This window comes from Thiorhodococcus minor (assembly GCF_010820565.1).
Lineage (GTDB): Bacteria > Pseudomonadota > Gammaproteobacteria > Chromatiales > Chromatiaceae > Thiorhodococcus > Thiorhodococcus minor.
The window spans coordinates 56,849-75,265 of record NZ_JAAIJQ010000015.1 but is presented as its reverse complement, the minus strand read 5'-3'; the positions used below and the strand labels follow the sequence as shown (position 1 = coordinate 75,265).

Sequence of the window (18,417 nt, the reverse complement as noted above, 5' to 3'; positions counted from 1 at the left end):
GCCCGATGGCCCCGCTCAGGCCGCCTCGTCCGTCTCGTTGTCGTTATCGAGATCCTCGTCTCCATCCGGCTCGTCGTCGTCCTCGCCAGGTGTCAGCACGATGGCATTGGAGACCAGCTGATGCAGACTCAAGACCTGATCCATCTCCATGCCGTAGTACGGGAGGACCTTGCTGAACTGGGTCTTGCAGATGGCGCAGATCGCGGCCATGTGCGTCACGCCCTTCTCCTGCATCACATTGTTGAGGGCGTCGATCCTGGGCTTGGCGCCCTTGACGCGGACCTCCATGAGGTCGTCCGTCAGCAACCCGCCACCACCGCCGCAGCAGAAGGTGCGATCGCGGATCGTGTCCTCGTCCATATCGTAGAAGTGGTTGCAGGTCGCCTTGATGATCGCCCGCGGGATCTCGAACTGACCGCCGGGCGTATCGCCCATGCGGGAAGCACGCGCGACGTTGCAGGAATCGTGATAGGTCAGAACCTTGTCGTCGTTCTCGCTCTTGTCGAACTTGAGCTTGCCTTCCTGGATCAGGCCATGGGTGAATTCGCAGATGTGCTGCGGCACCGGATACTTCGGATCCAGGAAGTCCCAGGGGCCGGCCAGGGTGTTCAGGAAGCTGTAGGCAACCCGCCAAGCGTGGCCGCACTCGCCGAAGACGATGCGCTTGACCTTGAGCTTGATGGCAGCCTCGCGGATGCGCTGGGCCAGTCGACGCATGTTCTCGTAGGAGCCGATGAACATGCCGAAGTTGGCCGCTTCCGAGGCGTAAGTGCTAATCGTCCAGGAAATGCCGGCCTCGTGAAAGACCTTGCCGTAGCCGATCAGGCCATCGACATGCGGCTCCGCGAAGAAGTCCGCCGAGGGGGTGACGAGCAGGATCTCGGCGCCTTCCTCATCGATCGGATAGCGGACCTTGACGCCGGTCTCGTCGTAGACGTCTTCCTCCAGGCCCTCGATCGTGTCGATGAGCGCAGGCCCGGGGAGACCGAGGTTATTACCGATCTTGTAGACCTTGCCGATGATCTCGTTGCAGTACTTCTGACCCACACCGATGCTGTCCATGATCTCGCGTGCGGCCATGGAGATCTCGGCGGTGTCGATCCCGTAGGGACAGAAGACGGAGCAGCGTCGGCATTGCGAGCACTGGTGGTAATAGCAGTACCAGTCGTCCAGGACTTCTTTGGTGAAGTCCTCGGCGCCGACCAGCTTCGGAAAGAGCCGCCCGGCGAGCGTGAAGTAGCGCCGATAGACCTTGCGCATGAGGTCCTGACGGCCGACCGGCATGTTCTTGGGGTCTTGGGTTCCGAGGAAGTAATGACACTTGTCGGTACAGGAGCCGCACTTGACGCAGGCGTCCATGTAGACCCGCAGCGAACGGTACTTGCCCAGCAGCTCGCCCATCTTGTCGATGGCCTTGGTCTGCCAGTCCTCGACCAACTCACCCGGGAAGCCCAAGTCTTGCTGGAACTCTTCCTTCGCACGGAAGGTCGAGCTATGCGCCATGGCCCCAGGTTTGACGGCCGGGACTTCCGTGTATTCACTCAGCTCTGGGACTTCAAACGTTGCCTTGGCCATGAATCAACCTCATTGATGCGTAAGACGGCTCGGATCGCAGCAGGGTCGAGTGAAAGACCTATTGCTGCTCCAGTTTTTTCGCCCAGGGCGCGATGTGCCGTTGCTCACGCGGGTTGTCCACCTGGTTGCGCGTCGGACTGAAAAAGAGTCCAGGGGCGTGCAAGAGCTTGCTATAGGGGAAAATGATCATCAAAGAGGCGACCAGGAAGAGATGCAGCAGCAGCAGCGGATCGCCCGGTAGCGGCTTGAGATCGAAGGTATAGAGACCGAGGAAGAACGACTTGATCTCGACGACGTCGGTGTGGAACACGAATTTCATCAGCAGCCCGCTGCATCCGATGAGGATCAGCAGCGCCAGGATGAGGTGATCCGACGTCGATGTAATGTATTTGACCCGGTCGACGGAGAACCGCCGCACCCAGAGGCCGGCGAGACCGACGACCATCGCCAGTCCGCCGTAAATGCCGAAGGGCTGAACCAGCTGGATCGGGAATGGAACCGGGTCCATGAAGTAGCGCAGATGCCGAAGCGTGACCAGGAAGAGGCCAAAATGAAACATCCAGCCGAAGATCCAGGTCCACTTGTTCCCGCGGAAGAGGCTCTCGAAAAGGACGACTTCGCGCATCATCCTGAGCACGACACCAGTCCGCGTCGTCGGAGCCGGGGTCGTCGGGATCTTCAGCGGAGCCGGCGTTGCGCTGTACTGCACAAGCTTGAAGACCAGTCCGGCGACGAGCACGAAAGCGGCGAAGTAAAACAGGAAGGCGTAGAAGTTCGTCAGAAACGCCATGTTTCCGCTACCTCAGTGGGTCTTTGGTGTGGCCCGACGGGCAGGCAGGGTCCGGAAGACCGAGCCGCCCGCCGGAAGGTCAGCTGTTAGACGCAGCCGGTCGGCTTGGGAAGGCCGGCAAAACGGCAGGCCTGCTTCGCCGGACCATAGGGAAACAAGCTGTAAAGGTACTTGCTGTTGCCCTTTTCCTTGCCCATCTTCTTACCAACTGCCTTGGTCAGAACGCGCACGGCCGGGGCGATCTGATACTCCTCGTAGTACTCGCGGAGGAAGTTGATGATATCCCAGTGCTCGTCGGTGAGCTCCAGGTTGTCCTGCTTGGCCATGACGTCGGCGACGCCGGGAACCCAGTCGTTGAGGTTGGCGAGGTAGCCCTCCTCGTCCACGGCGAACTGCTTGCCATCGACTTCGATTGTGTCTGCCATTTCGATGCTCCTCTCGGTGCGATAAGAAAACTTACAACCAGGCCTGGACCTTGTCGTGCTCCGCGGCGAGATCCACGAAGCCGGCATAATCCACGACGCTGATACCTTTGATTACGCGCTCCTCGGAAAATCCCCGCGCCTTGAGGTCGGGGCCGAGCACGTAAACGTTCAGCTTGCCGAGCGCTCCCGCCATGACGGGCTCGACGCTCGTCCCCGACAGGGCAGCGTAGATACCATCTTCGAACAGCAGGACGGCGGCGCCATCGGTGGCAAACTTGAGACAGGATTCTAGCGAATTCCGCTCGAAGGTTGATTTGTTGACGGTGTGCAGGATGCTCATCGGACCCTCCTTAGAAGCTGAAGACCACGTCTGACTCGTCCATCAGCTCGCTGACGCGCTGCGAATCGACGATCTCGACGATGTTGTCGATCTCTTCCTCGGTCTCGAAATCCTCGTAGGCAATCTCGACCAGGTCCTCTTGAGTCAGACCGCGGGCCTCCAGCGAGGCGCGATCCACAAAGATGCGCTTGACCTCGTAGTCACCCAGGGTCCGGTAGGTCGGGGAGAAGTTCTTCATCCCGATCCCCTTGGTGTCCTGCCCCTTGGTGAGCTGGTAGACACCGTCGTCCACGAACATGACGCAGACGTCCTGATCGAAGGCGGCGCCAATGAGGACGACCTCGAGGGACTCCCAGGCGTAGATGGTGCCGTACGGGGCCTTGCGGTTCAGGTACATGAATTTCTTCACGGTTTCTGACATGGCGCTGCCCCCTTAGTCGCCGAAGACGACGAGACGGTCCGACTGGATCGCCGCCTCGACCAGCTGCCCGAGCCCCGAGATGCGGAACTTGGGATGAATGTTGGTGGCGTCTTTGCCGTTGCGCGTGGCCTCACCCTCGTCGACGACCCCTCGCCGCTGGGCGGCGGCGACACAGACGACCATGTCGAGGTCGTACTGCTCGGCAAGCTCGGCCCAGCGGTTGACGATGTGACGATCGTCCTGGGGCGGCGTCGTCAGTCGCGTCGAGTTGTTGACACCATCGTGATAGAAGAAGACACGGAAGATCTCGTGCCCCTTCTCCAGAGCGGCCTTTGCGAACATATAGGCCGAGTCGGACGCCTGATGCTGATAGGGTCCCTCGTTGATCTGAAGTGCGAACTTCATGTCGACCTCGTTCCGGAATCGCCGTCATCGGCCGCGCTGTCCGCGCCGGCGGCGACCCGTCTCGTAATCATTATCCATCCAGCCGGGGGCATCCGATGGGACGCCCCCGCTCCCCCTGACCGCCTCGCTTAGAAGCGGATGTACGACGAGCTGTTGAAGCTCGCGCGGGCGCCGCGCCAGGTATCGATGTGATACTTGGTGAAGGGCAGCTCGACCTCCTCGAAGAAGCGAGGCCAGCCGATGCGCTCGATCCACTCGTTGATGCGCTCCCAATCCTTGGCGCCTTCCTTGTAGGCCTTGAGGATCCGCTTGACGATGGCGGTCGCTTCCGGCCAGCGCGGCGGGTTGTTCGGGATACCGGCCGCGACCAGCTTCTGGAAGGTCGGCTTGCCGCGGGCGTTGGAGTGATTGCCGCCGACCCAGATCGCCAGCTTGGAGTGCTCCGCGTCGTTGATCTGCATGGGCGGACAGGGCGGGAAGCAGGCGCCGCAGCAGATGCACTTGCGCTCATCGACTTCCAAAGACGGCTTGCCGTTGACCATCGCCGGGCGGATGGCGGCCACCGGGCAGCGCGCCACGACCGAGGGACGCTCGCAGACGTTGGCAACCAGATCGTGATTGATCTTCGGCGGCTTGGTGTGCTGGATGTTGATGGCGATATCGCCCTGCCCGCCGCAGTTGATCTGACAACAGGACGTGGTGATATGCACCCGGTTGGGCATGGTCGCGTTGCGGAACTCGTCGATGAGCTCGTCCATCATGGACTTCACGACGCCAGACGCATCTGTGCCCGGGATATCGCAGTGCAGCCACCCCTGGGTGTGCGAGATCATCGCCACCGAGTTCTGGGTGCCACCGACCACGAAGCCGGCCTCTTCCAAGGAGTCGATCAAAGGCTGGACCTTGGACTCTTCGCTCACCATGTACTCGATGTTCGAGCGCAGGGTGAAGTGGATGTAGCCGTCCGCGAACTGATCGCCGATGTCACAGAGCTTACGCAGCGAGAAGACGTCCAGGATACGCTGGGTACCTGCCTTGACGGTCCAGATCTTGTCGCCGCTGTAGGCGACGTGCAGCAGCACGCCCGGGCGTGGATGCTCATGATACTTCCACATCCCGAAGTTCTTACGCATCACGGGATGCATGTACTGCCAGGGATCCGGACACCCCGACTCGATTGGCTCGCGCATTTCCGCCATCGCCTAATCCTCCGACTTATTCAGTTCAGGTAATGAGTGTGGTCGTCAGCTCGGGACGGCTCAGTTGCCGGCCTCGGCCTGACGCGCGAACCATTCCTCGGCGGCCTCGTCCCAGCCATCCATGCGGATGTAGGAGCTCTGGCGCGGGTGGCTCAGCATGTTTGGATCCGGTTCGACACCGATCGCCTCGAGGAAGTTGGCCAGGCCGATACGCTCGATCATCTCACCGCAGCGCTCGTGCTCGAGGCCGTTCTCGGCCCAGAAGTCGATGATGGTCTCGGCCAGCTCGACCATGGATTCGTAGTCTTCCTCGGTCTCCAGCTTCTTGAAGGGGACCACCACGGTACCCATCAGGTCGCCGATCTTCAGGGTGCGCTTGCCGCCGATGAGGATGGTCACGCCCTTGTCGTCGCCGGGATGCAGCGCCTTCGGCATGACGTTCAGGCAGTGCATGCAGCGCACGCAGTCGCGGTTGTTGACGCTCAGGGTATCGTCGTCGTTCAGCGACAGGGCCTGGGTCGGGCAGCGCGTGATGACGTTGTCGATGTAGTACTGACGCCCCTTGTCGGCGATGTAGCTCTTGACCTCGGCCTGGTCGACCTTCATGTCGTCGCGCCAGGTGCCGAGCACCGCGAAGTCGGAGCGCTCGATGGCGTTCTGGCAGTCGTTCGGGCAGCCGGAGACCTTGAACTTGAACTTGTAGGGCAGCGCCGGGCGGTGCACATCATCGGTGAAGTTGTTCACCAGCATCCGGTGCGCCTTGAACTCGTTGGTGCAAGACATCTCGCAGCGCGCGGCACCGACGCAGGACATGGCCGTGCGCACGCAAGGACCTGCGCCGCCGAGGTCCCAGCCGTACTCGTTGATCTCGTCGAAGAAGTGCTGGGTGTTCGTCGTGTCCGTGCCGATGAACATGATGTTGCCGGTCTGGCCGTGGAAGGTGACCAGGCCAGAGCCGTACTTTTCCCAGCTGTCCGCCAGCTGGCGCAGCATTCCGGTCGTGTAGTGGTTACCGGCCGGCGGTTGGACGCGCAGGGTGTGGAACTCTTTCGACTTGGGGAAGACCTTACCCACCTCCGAGAAGCGCGGGATGATGCCGCCGCCGTATCCGAAGACCGACACGGTGCCGCCCTTCCAGTAGCCCTTGCGGGTTTCATAGGAGTGCTCGAGCTGACCGAGCAAGTCATTGGTCATCTCGTTGATGCGCGGCTCCGGATGCTCGTCGCGCAGGCGCTTGATACCGGAAATGAAGCTCGGCCAAGGGCCGGTCTCGAGCTGGTCGAGCATCGGGGTCGTGTGCTTATCGATAGCCATTGCGCGGTCTCTCCTAATCGATTAACCAGGAAGCGGAGTGGTTTTTCTTGCGTGCACGGCGTGCGCCCGGCGCAAAGGCCGACGCGACCCGTCATGCATCACGTCACATCTGAGTTGGAGGTGGTGGTACCGACTACGCGCGTCGTCTGTTGTGCCGGCAACCCCATCGGCGTTTTCTAATTTACCTATGTGCTGCAAGCCCGCCCATTCCACGATTGGGAGGGCTGGCCTCCCCCGCCTCTATCTCTTTCGGGATATAGCCTCAAGCCCACCCCAGCGCTGCCCTTGTCCTCGCCAGGGCGCGGCCCCACCAGCTTGCGTCAAAGTGGGCAGGATGCTACAAGCCGACCGCCCACAGGGTCAACGATTAGTAATATTACTAGCTTCTAATATTCAAAAACAGCCCGTGCCGAACGCCTTCGACCTCAGTGACGACCGCGCCTACCGAAGCTGGCGCGCCCGTAAGCTCGATCAGGATCCGCCTCTGAGCGAGCAGCTCGCGGTCGAGATCCGCCGCCTTTCGGAGCCCAGCCAAGCCGAGCGCGCTGCCTTGCGCGAGCGCGTCGCCGCCTACAATGTGGCGCTGGTGCGCGTGCGCCCGGAAGACGTCACCCCGGAGGCGATACTCGCGCTCGGCCGAGCACTCGGCCTGACGCGCACCGACGACAACCTCTTCGCCGACGACCGCGCGGTCAGCCGGATCGCAGCGGCGCCCCAATTGCCGCGAGGCCGAGAGCCCGCGCCAGCAAACCGCGCGGATTTCATCCCCTACACCAACAAGCCGCTCAGGTGGCACACCGACGGCTATTACAACGCCCCCGAGGACCAGGTCTTGGCATGGACGCTGTTCTGCGCGAGGCCGGCACGCGAGGGCGGCGTGAACAGCCTGCTGGACCCGGAAGTCGCCTACATCCGGCTACGTGATGCCACGGACAGCCACATTGCAGCCCTCGCACACCCGGAGGCGCTCCGCATTCCGCCCAATTGGCAGCATGGCCGACTCATCCGTCCGGACAGCGTCGGACCGGTTTTTTCGATTCGTGACGGATACTTACACATGAGGTACTCGGCGCGCGCCAGGAACGTGATCTGGCGCAGCTCGGCCGAGACCACTGCCGCCCGAGACGCCCTGACTCAGTTGTTTTCGGTGGGCGACGCCTTCACCTTGACCCACAGACTGGCGGCCGGGGAAGGATTCATCACCAACAATGTGCTGCACAGTCGAACGGGATTTTCAGATGGCGACACCGTCGCGTCGCAGCGTCTCCTGTATCGCGTGCGCTACCGAGAGCGTATCCGCTGACAGGCTGAGGCAGCATCCCGAAGCGCCCAGGCGATCGCCCGATTCGGCGCGCCAATTCAACGACAGACCGAGGAGCGGTTAGGACAACCCATGCTTAAGCTCAGTGAAATCCTTGTAGCGAATCAAGACATCGAGTCCTTCGAGGAGCTGACCCCACTCATACAGGACGTCGCCCGATCTGGAGAGCGTTTCTTCCGCATGGACGTCAAACCGCCCTACCCGGATACGCCCGAGGATTGGGAGGACCGACTCGAGGCCGTCTTTAGCGGTCTCCTTCGCTAAGATGAAGTCTGAAGGCAGTCGCTTATGAAGCAATTCGACCTACTCACCGCACGGCTACCGGACACCGCCGCGGATTCCGTACTCGGCTATGGCATCGAGTCGGCGGCACTGGAATCGCATCTGCAGATCTTGAACGAGCACCTCGACGAGCTTAGACGTCAGGGCGGCTCCGCGCACCGCCTCGCCGATCTCCAGCTCCAGATCGCTCGAACGCTCGTCAATCTCGACCGTGGCTCGGAGGCCTGGCCGCTCGCAAGATCGGCGTTCGATCACTTCATCGAGTGGAGCCAGTTCGAGCTGGCGGCAGATGCCTGCGATGTCCTCTACCAAACAGGTCAAACCGAATCGCTCGCCGCACTGGGCCAAGGGATTTGGCTGGCAGTCACCTGCCCGATCGACCCCGAGCTGACCGTCGAGCTGCTCAACCACGTCATCGAGGACACGCCGGACGACTCCGACGGCGCCGCTGTCGCCGCAACCACGGCCCTCTTCCTAGCTGACGTTCGCGCCCAGGGCCGTCAGCGCGAAGACCTCATGTTCTTCGCCACCCAGCTCCTCGGCACGGTGGCGCGGCGCCACAGCAGCATCGATTCGGCCGAGGATCTCGACGCCTGGATGGAGCGCCTGGAGCTCAAGGAGCCGGAGAAGTTCCTCGTGCGCCTTCGCAATGTGGTTGACGTGCTGGTCCAGGACACCTGGTGGTTCGACCGCGAGGCCCTTCAGGAGCAGCTTCCCTTCTCCTGAGTGGACGATAGTCATGACGTAGGCTCAGCATGTTCTGGAACGAAGACGAAACAACAGAAGAAGCATCGCGTCAGGAAGATGTGATCGACATCCTGTTTGCGATCGACTGCAAGCGCCTCCCTGTCGATCACGCCTGCTCGCTCTCCGACGCCATCAAAACGGCCGTACCCTGGATCGCCGATGAGCCGCTGGCCGGCATCCACAGCATCCACGTCGCCGGCTCCCAAAATGGCTGGGAGCGCCCCGAGCATGGCACAGACTCCTTGATCATGGTCTCCCGTCGAACCAAGCTCACCATCCGCGTGCCCAGGGCGCGCGCCGACGCGCTGCTCGCATCGCTGCCGGGAGCCAGGATCGAAATCGCCGGCAACGCCCTGACCTTAGGCGCCGGCAAGACGCGACCCTTGAGCACCGAAACCACCATCTTCGCCCGTTACGTCGCCGTCGACACCGAGCCGGCAAGCGAGCTTCCCGAGCCCGAATTCCTGGAGACCGCGGCGCGCGCCCTCGCGGAAATGGATATCAAGATTCGTAAGGCGCTCTGCGGCAAGAGCCTCACCCTCCAGGGTCCTGACGGCCCCATCCACACCCGCAGCCTCATGCTCTCAGGCCTGACCAAGGAAGAATCCATCCGGCTGCAGCAGCTTGGGCTAGGTCCGCACCGACTGATGGGATGCGGCATCTTCATCCCGCACAAGGGCATCGACCCGGTCCAGAAGTCAGCCTAGCCAGCCAGGCTGGCCATCGTTACCATAACTGGGTGACGGATCCATCATAAGATCATAAAATTCTGAGGTTTGACCCAACCGATGAACGCGACCAGACCACTGGTCACGATGACTTCATGATGAATCGAGGAGCACGACAATGGCCATCGAGGTAAATGGCAAGACCATCGCGACAACCGAAGCCGGGTACCTGGAAAATCACATGGACTGGGACGAAGACGTCGCTCGCAAGCTCGCCGAGATCGAGGGCATCGAGCTAACGGAGAAACACTGGGACGTGATCAACTATCTCCGCGGCGAATACATCAACAACGGCCAGAACCAGCCGATGGAGCGCATCGTCCTCAAGGACATGGGGAAACGCTGGGGCAGCAAGCCAAGCAGCAAGGACCTCTATCAGCTCTTCCCCTTGGCCCCGACCAAGCAAGGCACCAAGCTTGCCGGCTTGCCTGCGGTCATGCGCAAGGGCGGCTATTGAGCGCGGCGCGAGCGCCCAGCAAAAAAGCCGGCGGTTCGCCGGCTTTTTCGTGGCCGACCTCAGCCTCGCAGGCAGGCTCGGCAAGATCGATTGCGAAGGATCCGCGCGCAGACGCCCCTGCATGTACCGACCATAGGCTGCTCGAGGAAGCCGCCACGCCCGACTCAATCCGCATACTGTCGCGCGAGCTGCCGAAGCCTCTGGATCATCGCGGACAGCCCGTTCCGTCGCGTCATGCTGAGGTGCTGATCCAGGCCGATCCGCCCAAAGAAGGCCTCCGCATCGAACTTGAGGATCGCCGCCGCACGCTGCCCGGAGAACAGCTGCTGCAGCAAGCCGATGAGTCCGCGAACGATATTGGCGTCGCTGTCCGCGAGAAACTCGATCACGTCCTCGGTTCCCGGCTTGAGCCGCGCGGCGATGTACACCATGCTCTGGCAGCCACTGACCGAATGCGCAGCGGTCTTGAGGGCCTCCGGCATCGGCGGCAGCTTGTCACCGAGATCGATGATGTGCTGATGCCGCATCGGCCAGTCCGGCAGGAATTCCAGCAGATCGGCAATCTCCTCGGCGGCGGCCTCGGGAGAGTCCGCCGCTGCGGGCGGATAGAACAGCGTCTCGGCAGCCGCTTGCGCGGAGACTGACGCACCATCCGCAGGCCCGATCCTCGCAACCGAGGAGCGAGCACGCTTGCGCGCAGCCTCGGCGATCTCGAGCAAGGCGTCGACGAGATGGTCGACGTCCTCGCGCGAGCTGTAGATCCCGATCGAGGCCCGAGCCGTCGAGCTGACGCCCATGCGGTCCATGAGGGGCTCGCAACAGTGGTGCCCGGTGCGGATGCAGATGCCCTGCAGATCCAGCTGCGTGCCGACATCGAGGGTCGCGATCGGTGGGTCGACCATCACCCAAGAGATCACGCTGCTCTTCTCCCGCGCCATCCCCTTGATCTCCAGTCCGGGGACCTGCTCCAGGCGCTCCGTCGCATAGCTCAGCAGCGCTTGCTCATGCGCGCCCACCAGATCGAGCCCGACCGACTCGATCCAGCCGATGGCCGCTCCAAGCCCCACCACACCCGAGATGTTCGGCGTGCCCGCCTCCAGCTTGCTCGGCAAGGGCGCATAGGTCGTCTTGGCGAAGGTCACATGCTCGATCATGTCCCCGCCGCCCTGATAGGGCGGCATGCCCTCAAGCAGATGGCGCTTGCCGTAGAGGACCCCGATCCCCGTCGGGCCATAGAGCTTGTGGCCGGAGAACGCATAGAAGTCGGCATCCAGGGCCTGGACATCGGTCCGGCCATGGGCAACCCATTGGGCACCGTCGACCAGCGCCAAGGCGCCGACCGCATGGGCCGCCGCGATCATCTCGCGCACCGGGTTGATGGTGCCCAAGGCGTTGGAGACCTGATTCACCGCGACCATCCGCGTCTTCGGCGAAAGCAGCGCCCTATAGGCATCCAAGTCCAGCTCGCCCGCATCGTTCATGGGAACGACCCTGATGAGCGCGCCCGTCGCCTCGGCGACCAACTGCCAAGGCACGATGTTCGAGTGATGCTCCAAGACCGACAGAATGATCTCGTCCCCAGGCCTGAGATTCTGACGTCCCCAGCTTGCGGCTACGAGATTGATCGACTCGGTCGTACCGCGCGTGAAGACGCACTCCGCCGGCTCGGCAGCGTTCAGGAGCCGCGCGACACGGGCCCGCGCCTCTTCGTAGAGCTGCGTCGCCGTCTGCGAGAGCTGATAGACGCCGCGATGGATATTGGCGTGATGCAGTCGGTGATAATCACTCACCGCCTGGATCACCGTCTGCGGCTGCTGCGTGCTCGCGGCGCTGTCGAGATAGACGAGAGGGCGACCATGAGCACGGGTCTGCAAAATGGGGAACTGGTCACGGATGCCGCTGAGCGCGGACGGCTCCTGGGGCGAGCTCGCGAGAGAGGAAGAAACTGTCATGGGAAATGTCATCTGACCGGAATCGGGAAAATCAAGCGCAGGCAGCGCTGACCCCAGTATGGCAGTTGGTCAATTCGAGCGGAAGCGAATTCCCTTGCCCCGGAGTGTCGCGTCTGCGCTCGTGATACCCGTCGGGTCGATCCCTCGCCGACGGGACTCGCGCAGGGCGACAACCTTCTCAGCCCGGGCCGTCCCGCTCCGGGTCGCTGCTCCGCCTCGAGTAGCGCCGTTGGCGCACTCGGGCTGCGCACGACCCTACGACGAATGACTCTACGGCGTGTGTGACTGCGCTTTGCATATTGCCTTCACGACGAAGGACTCACGTCCTTCGTCATTACGGCAATACGCACGCGCACACGCCTACCCGGGACTACCGGCCTCGCGCTTTGCGCTTCCCTGGCCGGCAGCGGTCGAAGCGAACCTGCCCATGGTCGCGCTGCCGCGCTTCAAGCCATGGGCCAGCGGCCCCCAAGACCCCATCCTCAGCCAGCCAGCTAAACGGCCAGCAGGCCTGTCATCGACGCTCAGCCCCCCCAAACGAAAAACGGCGACCACAAGTGGTCGCCGTCTTGAATTTTGGAGCGGGAAACGAGACTCGAACTCGCGACCCCAACCTTGGCAAGGTTGTGCTCTACCAACTGAGCTATTCCCGCTTAGGAGTCGTTCATTATAGGCGGTTTTTTCAGTCTGTCAACTTTCTTCGAGAGACTGATGCTGTCTCAGTCCGGCCTTGCCGCCTCTGGGCGCACCTTCCCGGAGAGACTCGGCCATGCCGCGGTCAAGTAAACCACCATCGACCAGAGCGTCAGCGTGGCGGCGACGTACAGCAAAGCGACACCGAGATCGTACACCCAGGGGCCGAAAACAGAGTCCCTGAGGATGAGGAGTACGATAGAGATCATCTGCGCCGTGGTCTTGATCTTCCCCAGCTTGGACACCGCCACGGCCGCCCGCGCACCGACCTCGGCCATCCATTCGCGCAGCGCCGAAACAGTGATCTCCCGCCCGATGATGACCATTACGGGGAGCGCGATCAGCACGCGCGGATCCACCTGCAACAGCACGACCAGCGACACGGCGACCATGAGCTTGTCGGCAACCGGATCGAGAAAGGCGCCGAGCGGCGATGTCTGCTCCCAGCGCCGCGCGAGATAGCCGTCCAGCCAATCGGTCAGGGCCGCGGCCCCGAACACGGACGCCGCCGCATAGGGCGCCCAAGGCTCCTCGACATAGAAGACAGCGACGAAGACGGGGATCAGCACGATGCGCAGCATCGTGAGGCTATTCGGCAGGTTCCACATCGCTTCAGGATCCTGAGACGTCTTGATGAAAGGCATCGTAGATTTGCTGGGCCAATTGCCGGCTGATGCCATCCACACCGGCAATGTCTTCGACCCCAGCGCGGGCCAGGCCGCGCAGCCCGCCGAACTGCTTCAGGAGGCGCTGACGGCGTTTTGGTCCTACCCCGCTGATCTCTTCCAGCACGGACGTCGTTCGGGCCTTGGCGCGACGCTGACGATGGCCAGTGATCGCGAAACGATGGGCCTCGTCGCGAATCTGCTCGATCAGGTGCATGGCCGGCGAATCGCTCGGCAGTATAACGGCCGCCTCCCGGCCCAACAACCAAAGCTGCTCGGTCCCCGGGCGCCGGTCCGGACCCTTCGAAACGCCGACGATGAGCATCCCGGTCACACCCAGCTCCTGAAGCGCCGAGGCAACGGCGCCGATCTGGCCGCGCCCGCCGTCGATGAAGAGGATGTCAGGTACCGGGTGCTCACCCTGTTTGATGCGCGTATAGCGGCGGGTCAGCGCCTGATGCATGGCGGCATAGTCATCGCCCGGCGTGATACCCTCGATGTTGAAGTGCCGATAGTCGGACTTGCGCGGCCCCTCCGCGTCGAACACCACACAGGAGGCCACGGTGCGCTCGCCCCGCGTATGGCTGATGTCGAAGCACTCCATCCGCGACGGCAGCTCGGCGAGGTCCAGGGCGTCGCGCAGGGCCTCGAGACGGCGTGCATAGCCCGCCTGGCTGCCGAGCCGGGACTTGAGCGCGATCTGGGCGTTGCCGCGCGCCATCTCGAGCCAGCGCGCACGCTCGGTCCGCACGCTGCAGCGAACCTGCACGCGCCGCCCAGCCTGCTCTGAGAAGGCCTCCTCGAGTAGCTCGACGTCATCGGGCGCCACGCTGACGATCAGCTCGGGCGGAATGAGCTTGTCGGTGTAGAACTGCGCGAGAAAGCCCGCCATGAGCGCGGACGCCTCTGTATCCTCGGGCGCTTGGGGGAAGAAGGCCTTGTTGCCGAGGTTGCGGCCGCCACGAATGAAGAAGACCTGCACGCAATGCATGCCGCCGTCTTGGGCGCAGGCGATGATGTCGAGGTCGCCACCCTCGCCGCTCACGTATTGGCGCTGCTGAATACGCCGCAGCGTCGAGATCTGGTCGCGCAGCGCCGCCGCGCGCTCGAACGCCAGGGCGCCCGACGCCCGCTCCATCGCCTCCACCAGCTCGTCGACCACCTCGTCGGTCCGGCCATCGAGAAACTTGATGGTATGCGCGACGTCCTCGGCATAATGCTCGGGACTGATCAGGCCGACGCAGGGCCCACTGCAGCGCTTGATCTGGTACTGCAGACAGGGCCGCGAGCGGTTGCGAAAGAAGCCGTCCTCGCATTGGCGCACCGGAAAGAGCTTCTGCAGCAGCTGCAGCGTCTCGCGGACCGCCCAGGCGCTGGGATAGGGACCGAAAAAGCGCCCTGGCCCCTTGCGCGAGCCGCGGTAGAAGGCGAGCCGCGGGAAGTCGTCCTGGGTCGTCAGATAGATGTAGGGATAGCTCTTGTCATCGCGCAGCAGCACATTGAAGCGCGGACGCAGCGCCTTGATGAGGTTGCTCTCGAGCAGCAGCGCCTCACCCTCGGTGCGCGTCACTGTCACCTCGATGTCGGCGATCTGGCTCACCATGAGCTGAAGACGCCCGTTCAGCGAGCGGCTGAAGTAGCTGCCGACGCGCCGTTTGAGGTTCTTCGCCTTGCCGACGTAGAGCACCGCCCCACCGACGTCGACCATGCGATAGACACCCGGCGCCTGCGGCAAGCCCTGGAGCAGGTGACGCGGATCCTGCGCCGTCATACGGCAGTGCCTTCGATCCCCAGCGAAGCGTCCAGGATGTGGCGCGCGCGGGCGAAGACGGCGCAAAACATCGCCTCGGTCAGCCGCCCCGTCTGGGTGTTGTAGCGACTGCAGTGGTAGGAATCGATCAGCACGCGGCCATCCGGCAAGCGATGCTCAGCACCATGTGCGAAGGGCCAGGCTGCTTGCCGCAGGCCAAGCGCCCGCAGCACGGCGTTGTGGGCGACGCGGCCCAGGGCGAAGATGACAGCCCGCTGCGGCAAGTCTGCGAGCTCTGCCGCAAGGAAGGCATTGCAGGCGCGAACCTCTTGCGTCAGCGGCTTGTTCTCGGGCGGCAAGCACTTCACCGCATTGGTGATGCGGCAGTCGGCTAGCTTCAGACCATCGTCGACGCCCCTCGAGATCTTGCTGCTCGCGAAGCCGAATCGGTGCAGCGTCTCGTAGAGCAGGATGCCGGCGTGATCGCCTGTGAACGGCCGCCCGGTCGCGTTCGCCCCGTGCATGCCTGGCGCCAAGCCCACCACGAGCAGACGCGCCGCTAGATCACCGAAAGGAGCGACGGGCGCGGCGTGATAGTCCGGATTCCTCCGACGCACCTCGCCGAGATGCGCGGCCAGACGCGGACAACACTGGCAGTCAGGATCGAAATGCCGGGATATCAAGCGCGTGAAGCAAAACGATGAGAATCAGCGAGCTGCCGAGGGTCCAGCCACAGAGCCGGGAAGGTCCGCGCGCATCAAGCATGTAGGGGAAGGACTGGCGGGCGGGGCAGCTAGAAATCTGGCGGAGAGGGAGGGATTCGAACCCCCGGACCCTTTCGAGTCAACGGTTTTCAAGTCACACACCCTTGATTCGCCTCACTTTTCTCCACTCATCGGATGTTTTCTGAATCAATCGCTTACCCGAGTCGCATCATTGCCGTGACGTGTGAAATTGTGCCTTGTGTTGGGGCTATGTTGGCTCAGATTTGGCTCAGACTCCAGCCCACAAAAAAACCGCCACGCGGGCGGGTCTCGTTGGCTCAGAACCGAGCCACCAAGGCGAGCATGAGAAACCTCAATACCCTTACCGCTGGGCTCGTCGGCTCAGGCAATACTGTGGCGACGGCGTACATTGCCAACGGTCCTCGCCGAGCACTTGATGCCCTCGGCCTTCAGGATCTCGGCGACCTTGATCTCGGAGAGTTCGGGCAGCTCCAGGATGCGGCGGTCCCGGTCGGCGCGCGGCGAGGTTTCGTCAGCCTGACGGTTCGGCATGATTCCGTCAGCCTGACGTTTTACTGAGCGCTCATCCTGGCCAGGGCGCGACTCCAGCCGACTGATCTGCTCGCGATAGCCAGACTCGCGCGCGGCGGCCGCGGCCACCTTCTCCTGTGCTCGCGCGACCTCGGCCTTGAGCCGCTGGACCTCGGCATCCCGCGCGGCGAGATCCGTCCGCAGGCGCTCGATGGTCGCCGCAGCGCCGTCCAGTTTTCTCAGTTGTCCGGTGAGGATGTCGCGATCCCTGCTCAGTCGGGAGATGGTGCCAGCTTGGCTCAGGCACTCGGCGCGCAGTCGATCTAGCTCGTCGGTCTTGCCGTTATGCTGACGGTTTGACTGTGACTCTGAGCGCAGTCGTTTCAGCTCGCTTTTCGTTATCCTGACGGAATCGCTTGCGGCCTGGTGCTTGCGCTGGCGGATGGCGCCGAGCATCCGGTTCCAGTCGGTGACGGTGAGCGTGTCCTTGAGCTGCTGCGCGAGGGCATTGGGATCATCGGCCTGGATCGGCTGATTCACCTTGATGTCGGTGCGCTGGAGCCAGTCGCGTGCATACCGGGCATCGTCTTCGGTCCACTGCTTCACCTTGGCCATATCGTTATCCTAACGGTTATTCGATACCGTCAGTATAACGGAATGCAGGCGGATAGATAGACCGTGGACCCGCTGATGGGTGGCGGCGAGGAGGAAGCTGGCCTTCTCGCGCTGCTTGTGGACGATGGCGGCCGGGTCCGGTGCCTTGACGTAACCCATCGCCTTAGCGGCCTTGTAAGGCTTGATCTCGCCACTGCTGATCCCTGCGAGCATCACAGATGCTTGCTGCCGCACGTCCTCCGGCAGGTCCGCGTCGGCCTTGTCGCGCTTGAGGCGGGCGATGACGCGCTCGGGCGCGTGGTTGCTGCGCTTGCGGGTGTCTTTGCTAACGTCGCCATTGGCGACATTATCAATATCCGCCTTCTTCCCCGACTTCCCGCCGAGTCCATCCGGATTGTTCACCGTCCCCTCCGGCGCTCCCGGCTTGCGAGCCGGCTCCACCGTCGCCACCATCGCGCAGTAGCCCTCAACGCCCGGCCCGCTCCCGCAGCTCCTCGACCTCGGCCCGCAGCTCCTCGGGGATCTCGGCCTTGTCGATGTGGCCTAGGAGGATTGCAATCAGTCGCTCCAACTCGGGTTCATCCAGGGTCCGGACAAGCCCCTCAAAGCCCTTGGGGTGCCCCGCCTCTCGCTTCTTGATCGCCAGGTAGAAAACCCGGTCGTCCTCGGGGAGCTCGCGGACCCAGCACGGCACCTCGGAAAGTCCGGCCTGTCGCTCCAAGGCATCAACCCTGCTCTGGAGCCTGGTCATCGCGACCCCTCCCGTTGTCCGGTATCTGGATCACCATTCGAGCCGTACCAGCGTCGAGAATGGCGCGCTGCCGTGCATCTGGCTCGCCAATGATGACGAGCACGGTCTCCTCGCCCGTGCCTTGCGCTTCGAGCCGCGCGAGCCGAGTCCTGATGGCGCTCAATGCCGCGCATCCGCTCCACGCGCGCGCTCGCCGTCTCCCGGCTCGACAAAGCGCACGCGGACGACGGTCGCGCCCTCCGGGATCTGGCGGTCCTCGCCATCGAACAGCAGCACCACGCGCGATGCTCCCGCTCCTATGCTGTTTTCTAGCTTCTCAATCCTGGTTTCAATCTGATTCGCCATAGCGTTTCTCCAATGCTTCGATTCGTCTCAACAATTCGTCGGTCTCGATCACGCGCGATAGAGCGCCCAATCCCTGCAATATCCTCGCGCCCTGCTCCGGTGTCACCTCAGAGGCTCCCACAGCCGCCAGGACCGCGCGGCCACTCTCGGCTAGGTCATCGCCCAAGGGCAGCTTGACGGGCGTGTCCTGGGGCTTGAGCGACGGCAGCACCTTATCCACCAGCAGTCGCGCGGCGGCGGTATCTCCGGCCTTGGCTGCCGTCGTCATGGCCTCGATGATCTCGGGCAAATCCTTCTCGATCGCCTTTCTCAGCTTGGCCTGATTGACGATCCCGCGCGGGCGGCCTTTGGGGTTGCCGCTCTTACCCTTCTCGAAGGCCATGTCT

23 protein-coding genes and 1 tRNA gene are annotated in these 18,417 nt (G+C 62.9%); 5 read left to right on the top strand and 19 right to left on the bottom strand.

The window, feature by feature from the left end:
• Positions 1–15 precede the first annotated feature (15 nt).
• The 8 genes from dsrK to dsrA form a co-directional block, all read right to left on the bottom strand.
• A complete protein-coding gene (dsrK, locus tag G3446_RS07220; protein WP_164452143.1) occupies positions 16–1,575 on the bottom strand; it encodes a sulfate reduction electron transfer complex DsrMKJOP subunit DsrK in 1,560 nt (519 codons plus the stop codon).
• Positions 1,576–1,633: 58 nt separating this feature from the next.
• Positions 1,634–2,365, bottom strand: coding sequence for a respiratory nitrate reductase subunit gamma (locus G3446_RS07215; protein ID WP_164452141.1), 732 nt, complete (start codon positions 2,363–2,365; stop codon positions 1,634–1,636).
• A gap of 86 nt (positions 2,366–2,451) precedes the next feature.
• Positions 2,452–2,790: a TusE/DsrC/DsvC family sulfur relay protein gene (locus tag G3446_RS07210; RefSeq protein WP_164452139.1), complete on the bottom strand. Its 339-nt coding sequence runs from the start codon at positions 2,788–2,790 to the stop codon at positions 2,452–2,454.
• Positions 2,791–2,821: 31 nt separating this feature from the next.
• The gene (gene tusB, locus G3446_RS07205) at positions 2,822–3,130 is read right to left on the bottom strand and encodes a sulfurtransferase complex subunit TusB (RefSeq protein WP_164452137.1); all 309 of its coding nucleotides are present in this window, start codon (positions 3,128–3,130) and stop codon (positions 2,822–2,824) included.
• Between the two features lie 10 nt (positions 3,131–3,140).
• Complete coding sequence (gene tusC, locus G3446_RS07200) at positions 3,141–3,551, bottom strand: sulfurtransferase complex subunit TusC (protein WP_164452135.1); 411 nt, start codon at positions 3,549–3,551, stop codon at positions 3,141–3,143.
• Between the two features lie 12 nt (positions 3,552–3,563).
• Positions 3,564–3,956 carry a sulfurtransferase complex subunit TusD gene (tusD, locus tag G3446_RS07195; RefSeq protein ID WP_164452133.1) on the bottom strand — a complete coding sequence of 131 codons (393 nt, stop codon included), beginning with the start codon at positions 3,954–3,956 and terminating at the stop codon, positions 3,564–3,566.
• A 128-nt stretch (positions 3,957–4,084) separates the two neighbouring features.
• Complete coding sequence (gene dsrB, locus G3446_RS07190; RefSeq protein WP_164452131.1) at positions 4,085–5,155, bottom strand: dissimilatory-type sulfite reductase subunit beta; 1,071 nt, start codon at positions 5,153–5,155, stop codon at positions 4,085–4,087.
• Positions 5,156–5,215: 60 nt separating this feature from the next.
• Positions 5,216–6,469 (bottom strand): dissimilatory-type sulfite reductase subunit alpha, encoded by a 1,254-nt coding sequence (gene dsrA, locus G3446_RS07185; RefSeq protein WP_164452129.1) that lies wholly within the window; start codon positions 6,467–6,469, stop codon positions 5,216–5,218.
• Positions 6,470–6,875: 406 nt separating this feature from the next.
• Here dsrA and G3446_RS07180 point away from each other — a divergent pair, with 406 nt between their 5' ends.
• From G3446_RS07180 to G3446_RS07160, 5 genes are all read left to right on the top strand, one after another.
• Positions 6,876–7,772, top strand: a complete 897-nt coding sequence (locus G3446_RS07180) for a TauD/TfdA family dioxygenase (RefSeq protein WP_164452127.1) — start codon at positions 6,876–6,878, stop codon at positions 7,770–7,772.
• A 90-nt stretch (positions 7,773–7,862) separates the two neighbouring features.
• Entirely contained in the window at positions 7,863–8,054 is a 192-nt protein-coding gene (locus tag G3446_RS07175; protein ID WP_164452125.1) for a sulfur relay protein DsrC, read from the top strand.
• Between the two features lie 24 nt (positions 8,055–8,078).
• Positions 8,079–8,798, top strand: a complete 720-nt coding sequence (locus G3446_RS07170) for a hypothetical protein (protein ID WP_164452123.1) — start codon at positions 8,079–8,081, stop codon at positions 8,796–8,798.
• A 29-nt stretch (positions 8,799–8,827) separates the two neighbouring features.
• Positions 8,828–9,526 carry a type I-MYXAN CRISPR-associated protein Cas6/Cmx6 gene (gene cas6 / locus G3446_RS07165; protein WP_164452121.1) on the top strand — a complete coding sequence of 233 codons (699 nt, stop codon included), beginning with the start codon at positions 8,828–8,830 and terminating at the stop codon, positions 9,524–9,526.
• A 139-nt stretch (positions 9,527–9,665) separates the two neighbouring features.
• Positions 9,666–10,004 (top strand): TusE/DsrC/DsvC family sulfur relay protein, encoded by a 339-nt coding sequence (locus G3446_RS07160; protein WP_164452119.1) that lies wholly within the window; start codon positions 9,666–9,668, stop codon positions 10,002–10,004.
• Between the two features lie 164 nt (positions 10,005–10,168).
• Here G3446_RS07160 and G3446_RS07155 read toward each other — a convergent pair whose 3' ends face one another.
• From G3446_RS07155 to G3446_RS07105, 11 genes are all read right to left on the bottom strand, one after another.
• The gene (locus G3446_RS07155) at positions 10,169–11,956 is read right to left on the bottom strand and encodes a SufS family cysteine desulfurase (RefSeq protein WP_164452117.1); all 1,788 of its coding nucleotides are present in this window, start codon (positions 11,954–11,956) and stop codon (positions 10,169–10,171) included.
• A gap of 577 nt (positions 11,957–12,533) precedes the next feature.
• Positions 12,534–12,609: transfer RNA gene (locus G3446_RS07150), tRNA-Gly, on the bottom strand.
• A 66-nt stretch (positions 12,610–12,675) separates the two neighbouring features.
• Positions 12,676–13,257, bottom strand: coding sequence for a CDP-diacylglycerol--glycerol-3-phosphate 3-phosphatidyltransferase (gene pgsA, locus G3446_RS07145; RefSeq protein ID WP_164452115.1), 582 nt, complete (start codon positions 13,255–13,257; stop codon positions 12,676–12,678).
• Positions 13,258–13,261: 4 nt separating this feature from the next.
• Positions 13,262–15,085 (bottom strand): excinuclease ABC subunit UvrC, encoded by a 1,824-nt coding sequence (uvrC, locus tag G3446_RS07140; RefSeq protein WP_164452113.1) that lies wholly within the window; start codon positions 15,083–15,085, stop codon positions 13,262–13,264.
• Entirely contained in the window at positions 15,082–15,744 is a 663-nt protein-coding gene (locus G3446_RS07135; protein WP_164452164.1) for a uracil-DNA glycosylase family protein, read from the bottom strand. The genes uvrC and G3446_RS07135 overlap by 4 nt, the downstream gene beginning before the upstream one ends.
• Positions 15,745–16,170: 426 nt before the next feature.
• Positions 16,171–16,935, bottom strand: coding sequence for a hypothetical protein (locus tag G3446_RS07130; protein WP_164452111.1), 765 nt, complete (start codon positions 16,933–16,935; stop codon positions 16,171–16,173).
• Positions 16,936–16,944: 9 nt separating this feature from the next.
• Positions 16,945–17,337 carry a hypothetical protein gene (locus tag G3446_RS07125; protein WP_164452109.1) on the bottom strand — a complete coding sequence of 131 codons (393 nt, stop codon included), beginning with the start codon at positions 17,335–17,337 and terminating at the stop codon, positions 16,945–16,947.
• Between the two features lie 64 nt (positions 17,338–17,401).
• Positions 17,402–17,686, bottom strand: coding sequence for a hypothetical protein (locus G3446_RS07120; protein WP_164452107.1), 285 nt, complete (start codon positions 17,684–17,686; stop codon positions 17,402–17,404).
• Positions 17,661–17,849 (bottom strand): hypothetical protein, encoded by a 189-nt coding sequence (locus G3446_RS07115; RefSeq protein WP_164452105.1) that lies wholly within the window; start codon positions 17,847–17,849, stop codon positions 17,661–17,663. Before G3446_RS07115 ends, G3446_RS07120 begins: the two co-directional genes overlap by 26 nt.
• A complete protein-coding gene (locus G3446_RS07110; protein ID WP_164452103.1) occupies positions 17,846–18,031 on the bottom strand; it encodes a hypothetical protein in 186 nt (61 codons plus the stop codon). The genes G3446_RS07115 and G3446_RS07110 overlap by 4 nt, the downstream gene beginning before the upstream one ends.
• Positions 18,015–18,413 carry a DUF5681 domain-containing protein gene (locus G3446_RS07105; RefSeq protein ID WP_164452101.1) on the bottom strand — a complete coding sequence of 133 codons (399 nt, stop codon included), beginning with the start codon at positions 18,411–18,413 and terminating at the stop codon, positions 18,015–18,017. The genes G3446_RS07110 and G3446_RS07105 overlap by 17 nt, the downstream gene beginning before the upstream one ends.
• Positions 18,414–18,417 lie beyond the last annotated feature (4 nt).

What these genes read in the sequence shown, in the direction of transcription:
- dsrK (WP_164452143.1), bottom strand. Translation starts at nt 1,575, where the DNA reads ATGGCCAAGGCAACGTTTGAAGTCCCAGAGCTGAGTGAATACACGGAA.
- G3446_RS07215 (WP_164452141.1), bottom strand. Translation starts at nt 2,365, where the DNA reads ATGGCGTTTCTGACGAACTTCTACGCCTTCCTGTTTTACTTCGCCGCT.
- G3446_RS07210 (WP_164452139.1), bottom strand. Translation starts at nt 2,790, where the DNA reads ATGGCAGACACAATCGAAGTCGATGGCAAGCAGTTCGCCGTGGACGAG.
- tusB (WP_164452137.1), bottom strand. Translation starts at nt 3,130, where the DNA reads ATGAGCATCCTGCACACCGTCAACAAATCAACCTTCGAGCGGAATTCG.
- tusC (WP_164452135.1), bottom strand. Translation starts at nt 3,551, where the DNA reads ATGTCAGAAACCGTGAAGAAATTCATGTACCTGAACCGCAAGGCCCCG.
- tusD (WP_164452133.1), bottom strand. Translation starts at nt 3,956, where the DNA reads ATGAAGTTCGCACTTCAGATCAACGAGGGACCCTATCAGCATCAGGCG.
- dsrB (WP_164452131.1), bottom strand. Translation starts at nt 5,155, where the DNA reads ATGGCGGAAATGCGCGAGCCAATCGAGTCGGGGTGTCCGGATCCCTGG.
- dsrA (WP_164452129.1), bottom strand. Translation starts at nt 6,469, where the DNA reads ATGGCTATCGATAAGCACACGACCCCGATGCTCGACCAGCTCGAGACC.
- G3446_RS07175 (WP_164452125.1), top strand. Translation starts at nt 7,863, where the DNA reads ATGCTTAAGCTCAGTGAAATCCTTGTAGCGAATCAAGACATCGAGTCC.
- G3446_RS07170 (WP_164452123.1), top strand. Translation starts at nt 8,079, where the DNA reads ATGAAGCAATTCGACCTACTCACCGCACGGCTACCGGACACCGCCGCG.
- cas6 (WP_164452121.1), top strand. Translation starts at nt 8,828, where the DNA reads ATGTTCTGGAACGAAGACGAAACAACAGAAGAAGCATCGCGTCAGGAA.
- G3446_RS07160 (WP_164452119.1), top strand. Translation starts at nt 9,666, where the DNA reads ATGGCCATCGAGGTAAATGGCAAGACCATCGCGACAACCGAAGCCGGG.
- G3446_RS07155 (WP_164452117.1), bottom strand. Translation starts at nt 11,956, where the DNA reads ATGACAGTTTCTTCCTCTCTCGCGAGCTCGCCCCAGGAGCCGTCCGCG.
- pgsA (WP_164452115.1), bottom strand. Translation starts at nt 13,257, where the DNA reads ATGTGGAACCTGCCGAATAGCCTCACGATGCTGCGCATCGTGCTGATC.
- uvrC (WP_164452113.1), bottom strand. Translation starts at nt 15,085, where the DNA reads ATGACGGCGCAGGATCCGCGTCACCTGCTCCAGGGCTTGCCGCAGGCG.
- G3446_RS07130 (WP_164452111.1), bottom strand. Translation starts at nt 16,935, where the DNA reads ATGGCCAAGGTGAAGCAGTGGACCGAAGACGATGCCCGGTATGCACGC.
- G3446_RS07120 (WP_164452107.1), bottom strand. Translation starts at nt 17,686, where the DNA reads ATGACCAGGCTCCAGAGCAGGGTTGATGCCTTGGAGCGACAGGCCGGA.
- G3446_RS07110 (WP_164452103.1), bottom strand. Translation starts at nt 18,031, where the DNA reads ATGGCGAATCAGATTGAAACCAGGATTGAGAAGCTAGAAAACAGCATA.
- G3446_RS07105 (WP_164452101.1), bottom strand. Translation starts at nt 18,413, where the DNA reads ATGGCCTTCGAGAAGGGTAAGAGCGGCAACCCCAAAGGCCGCCCGCGC.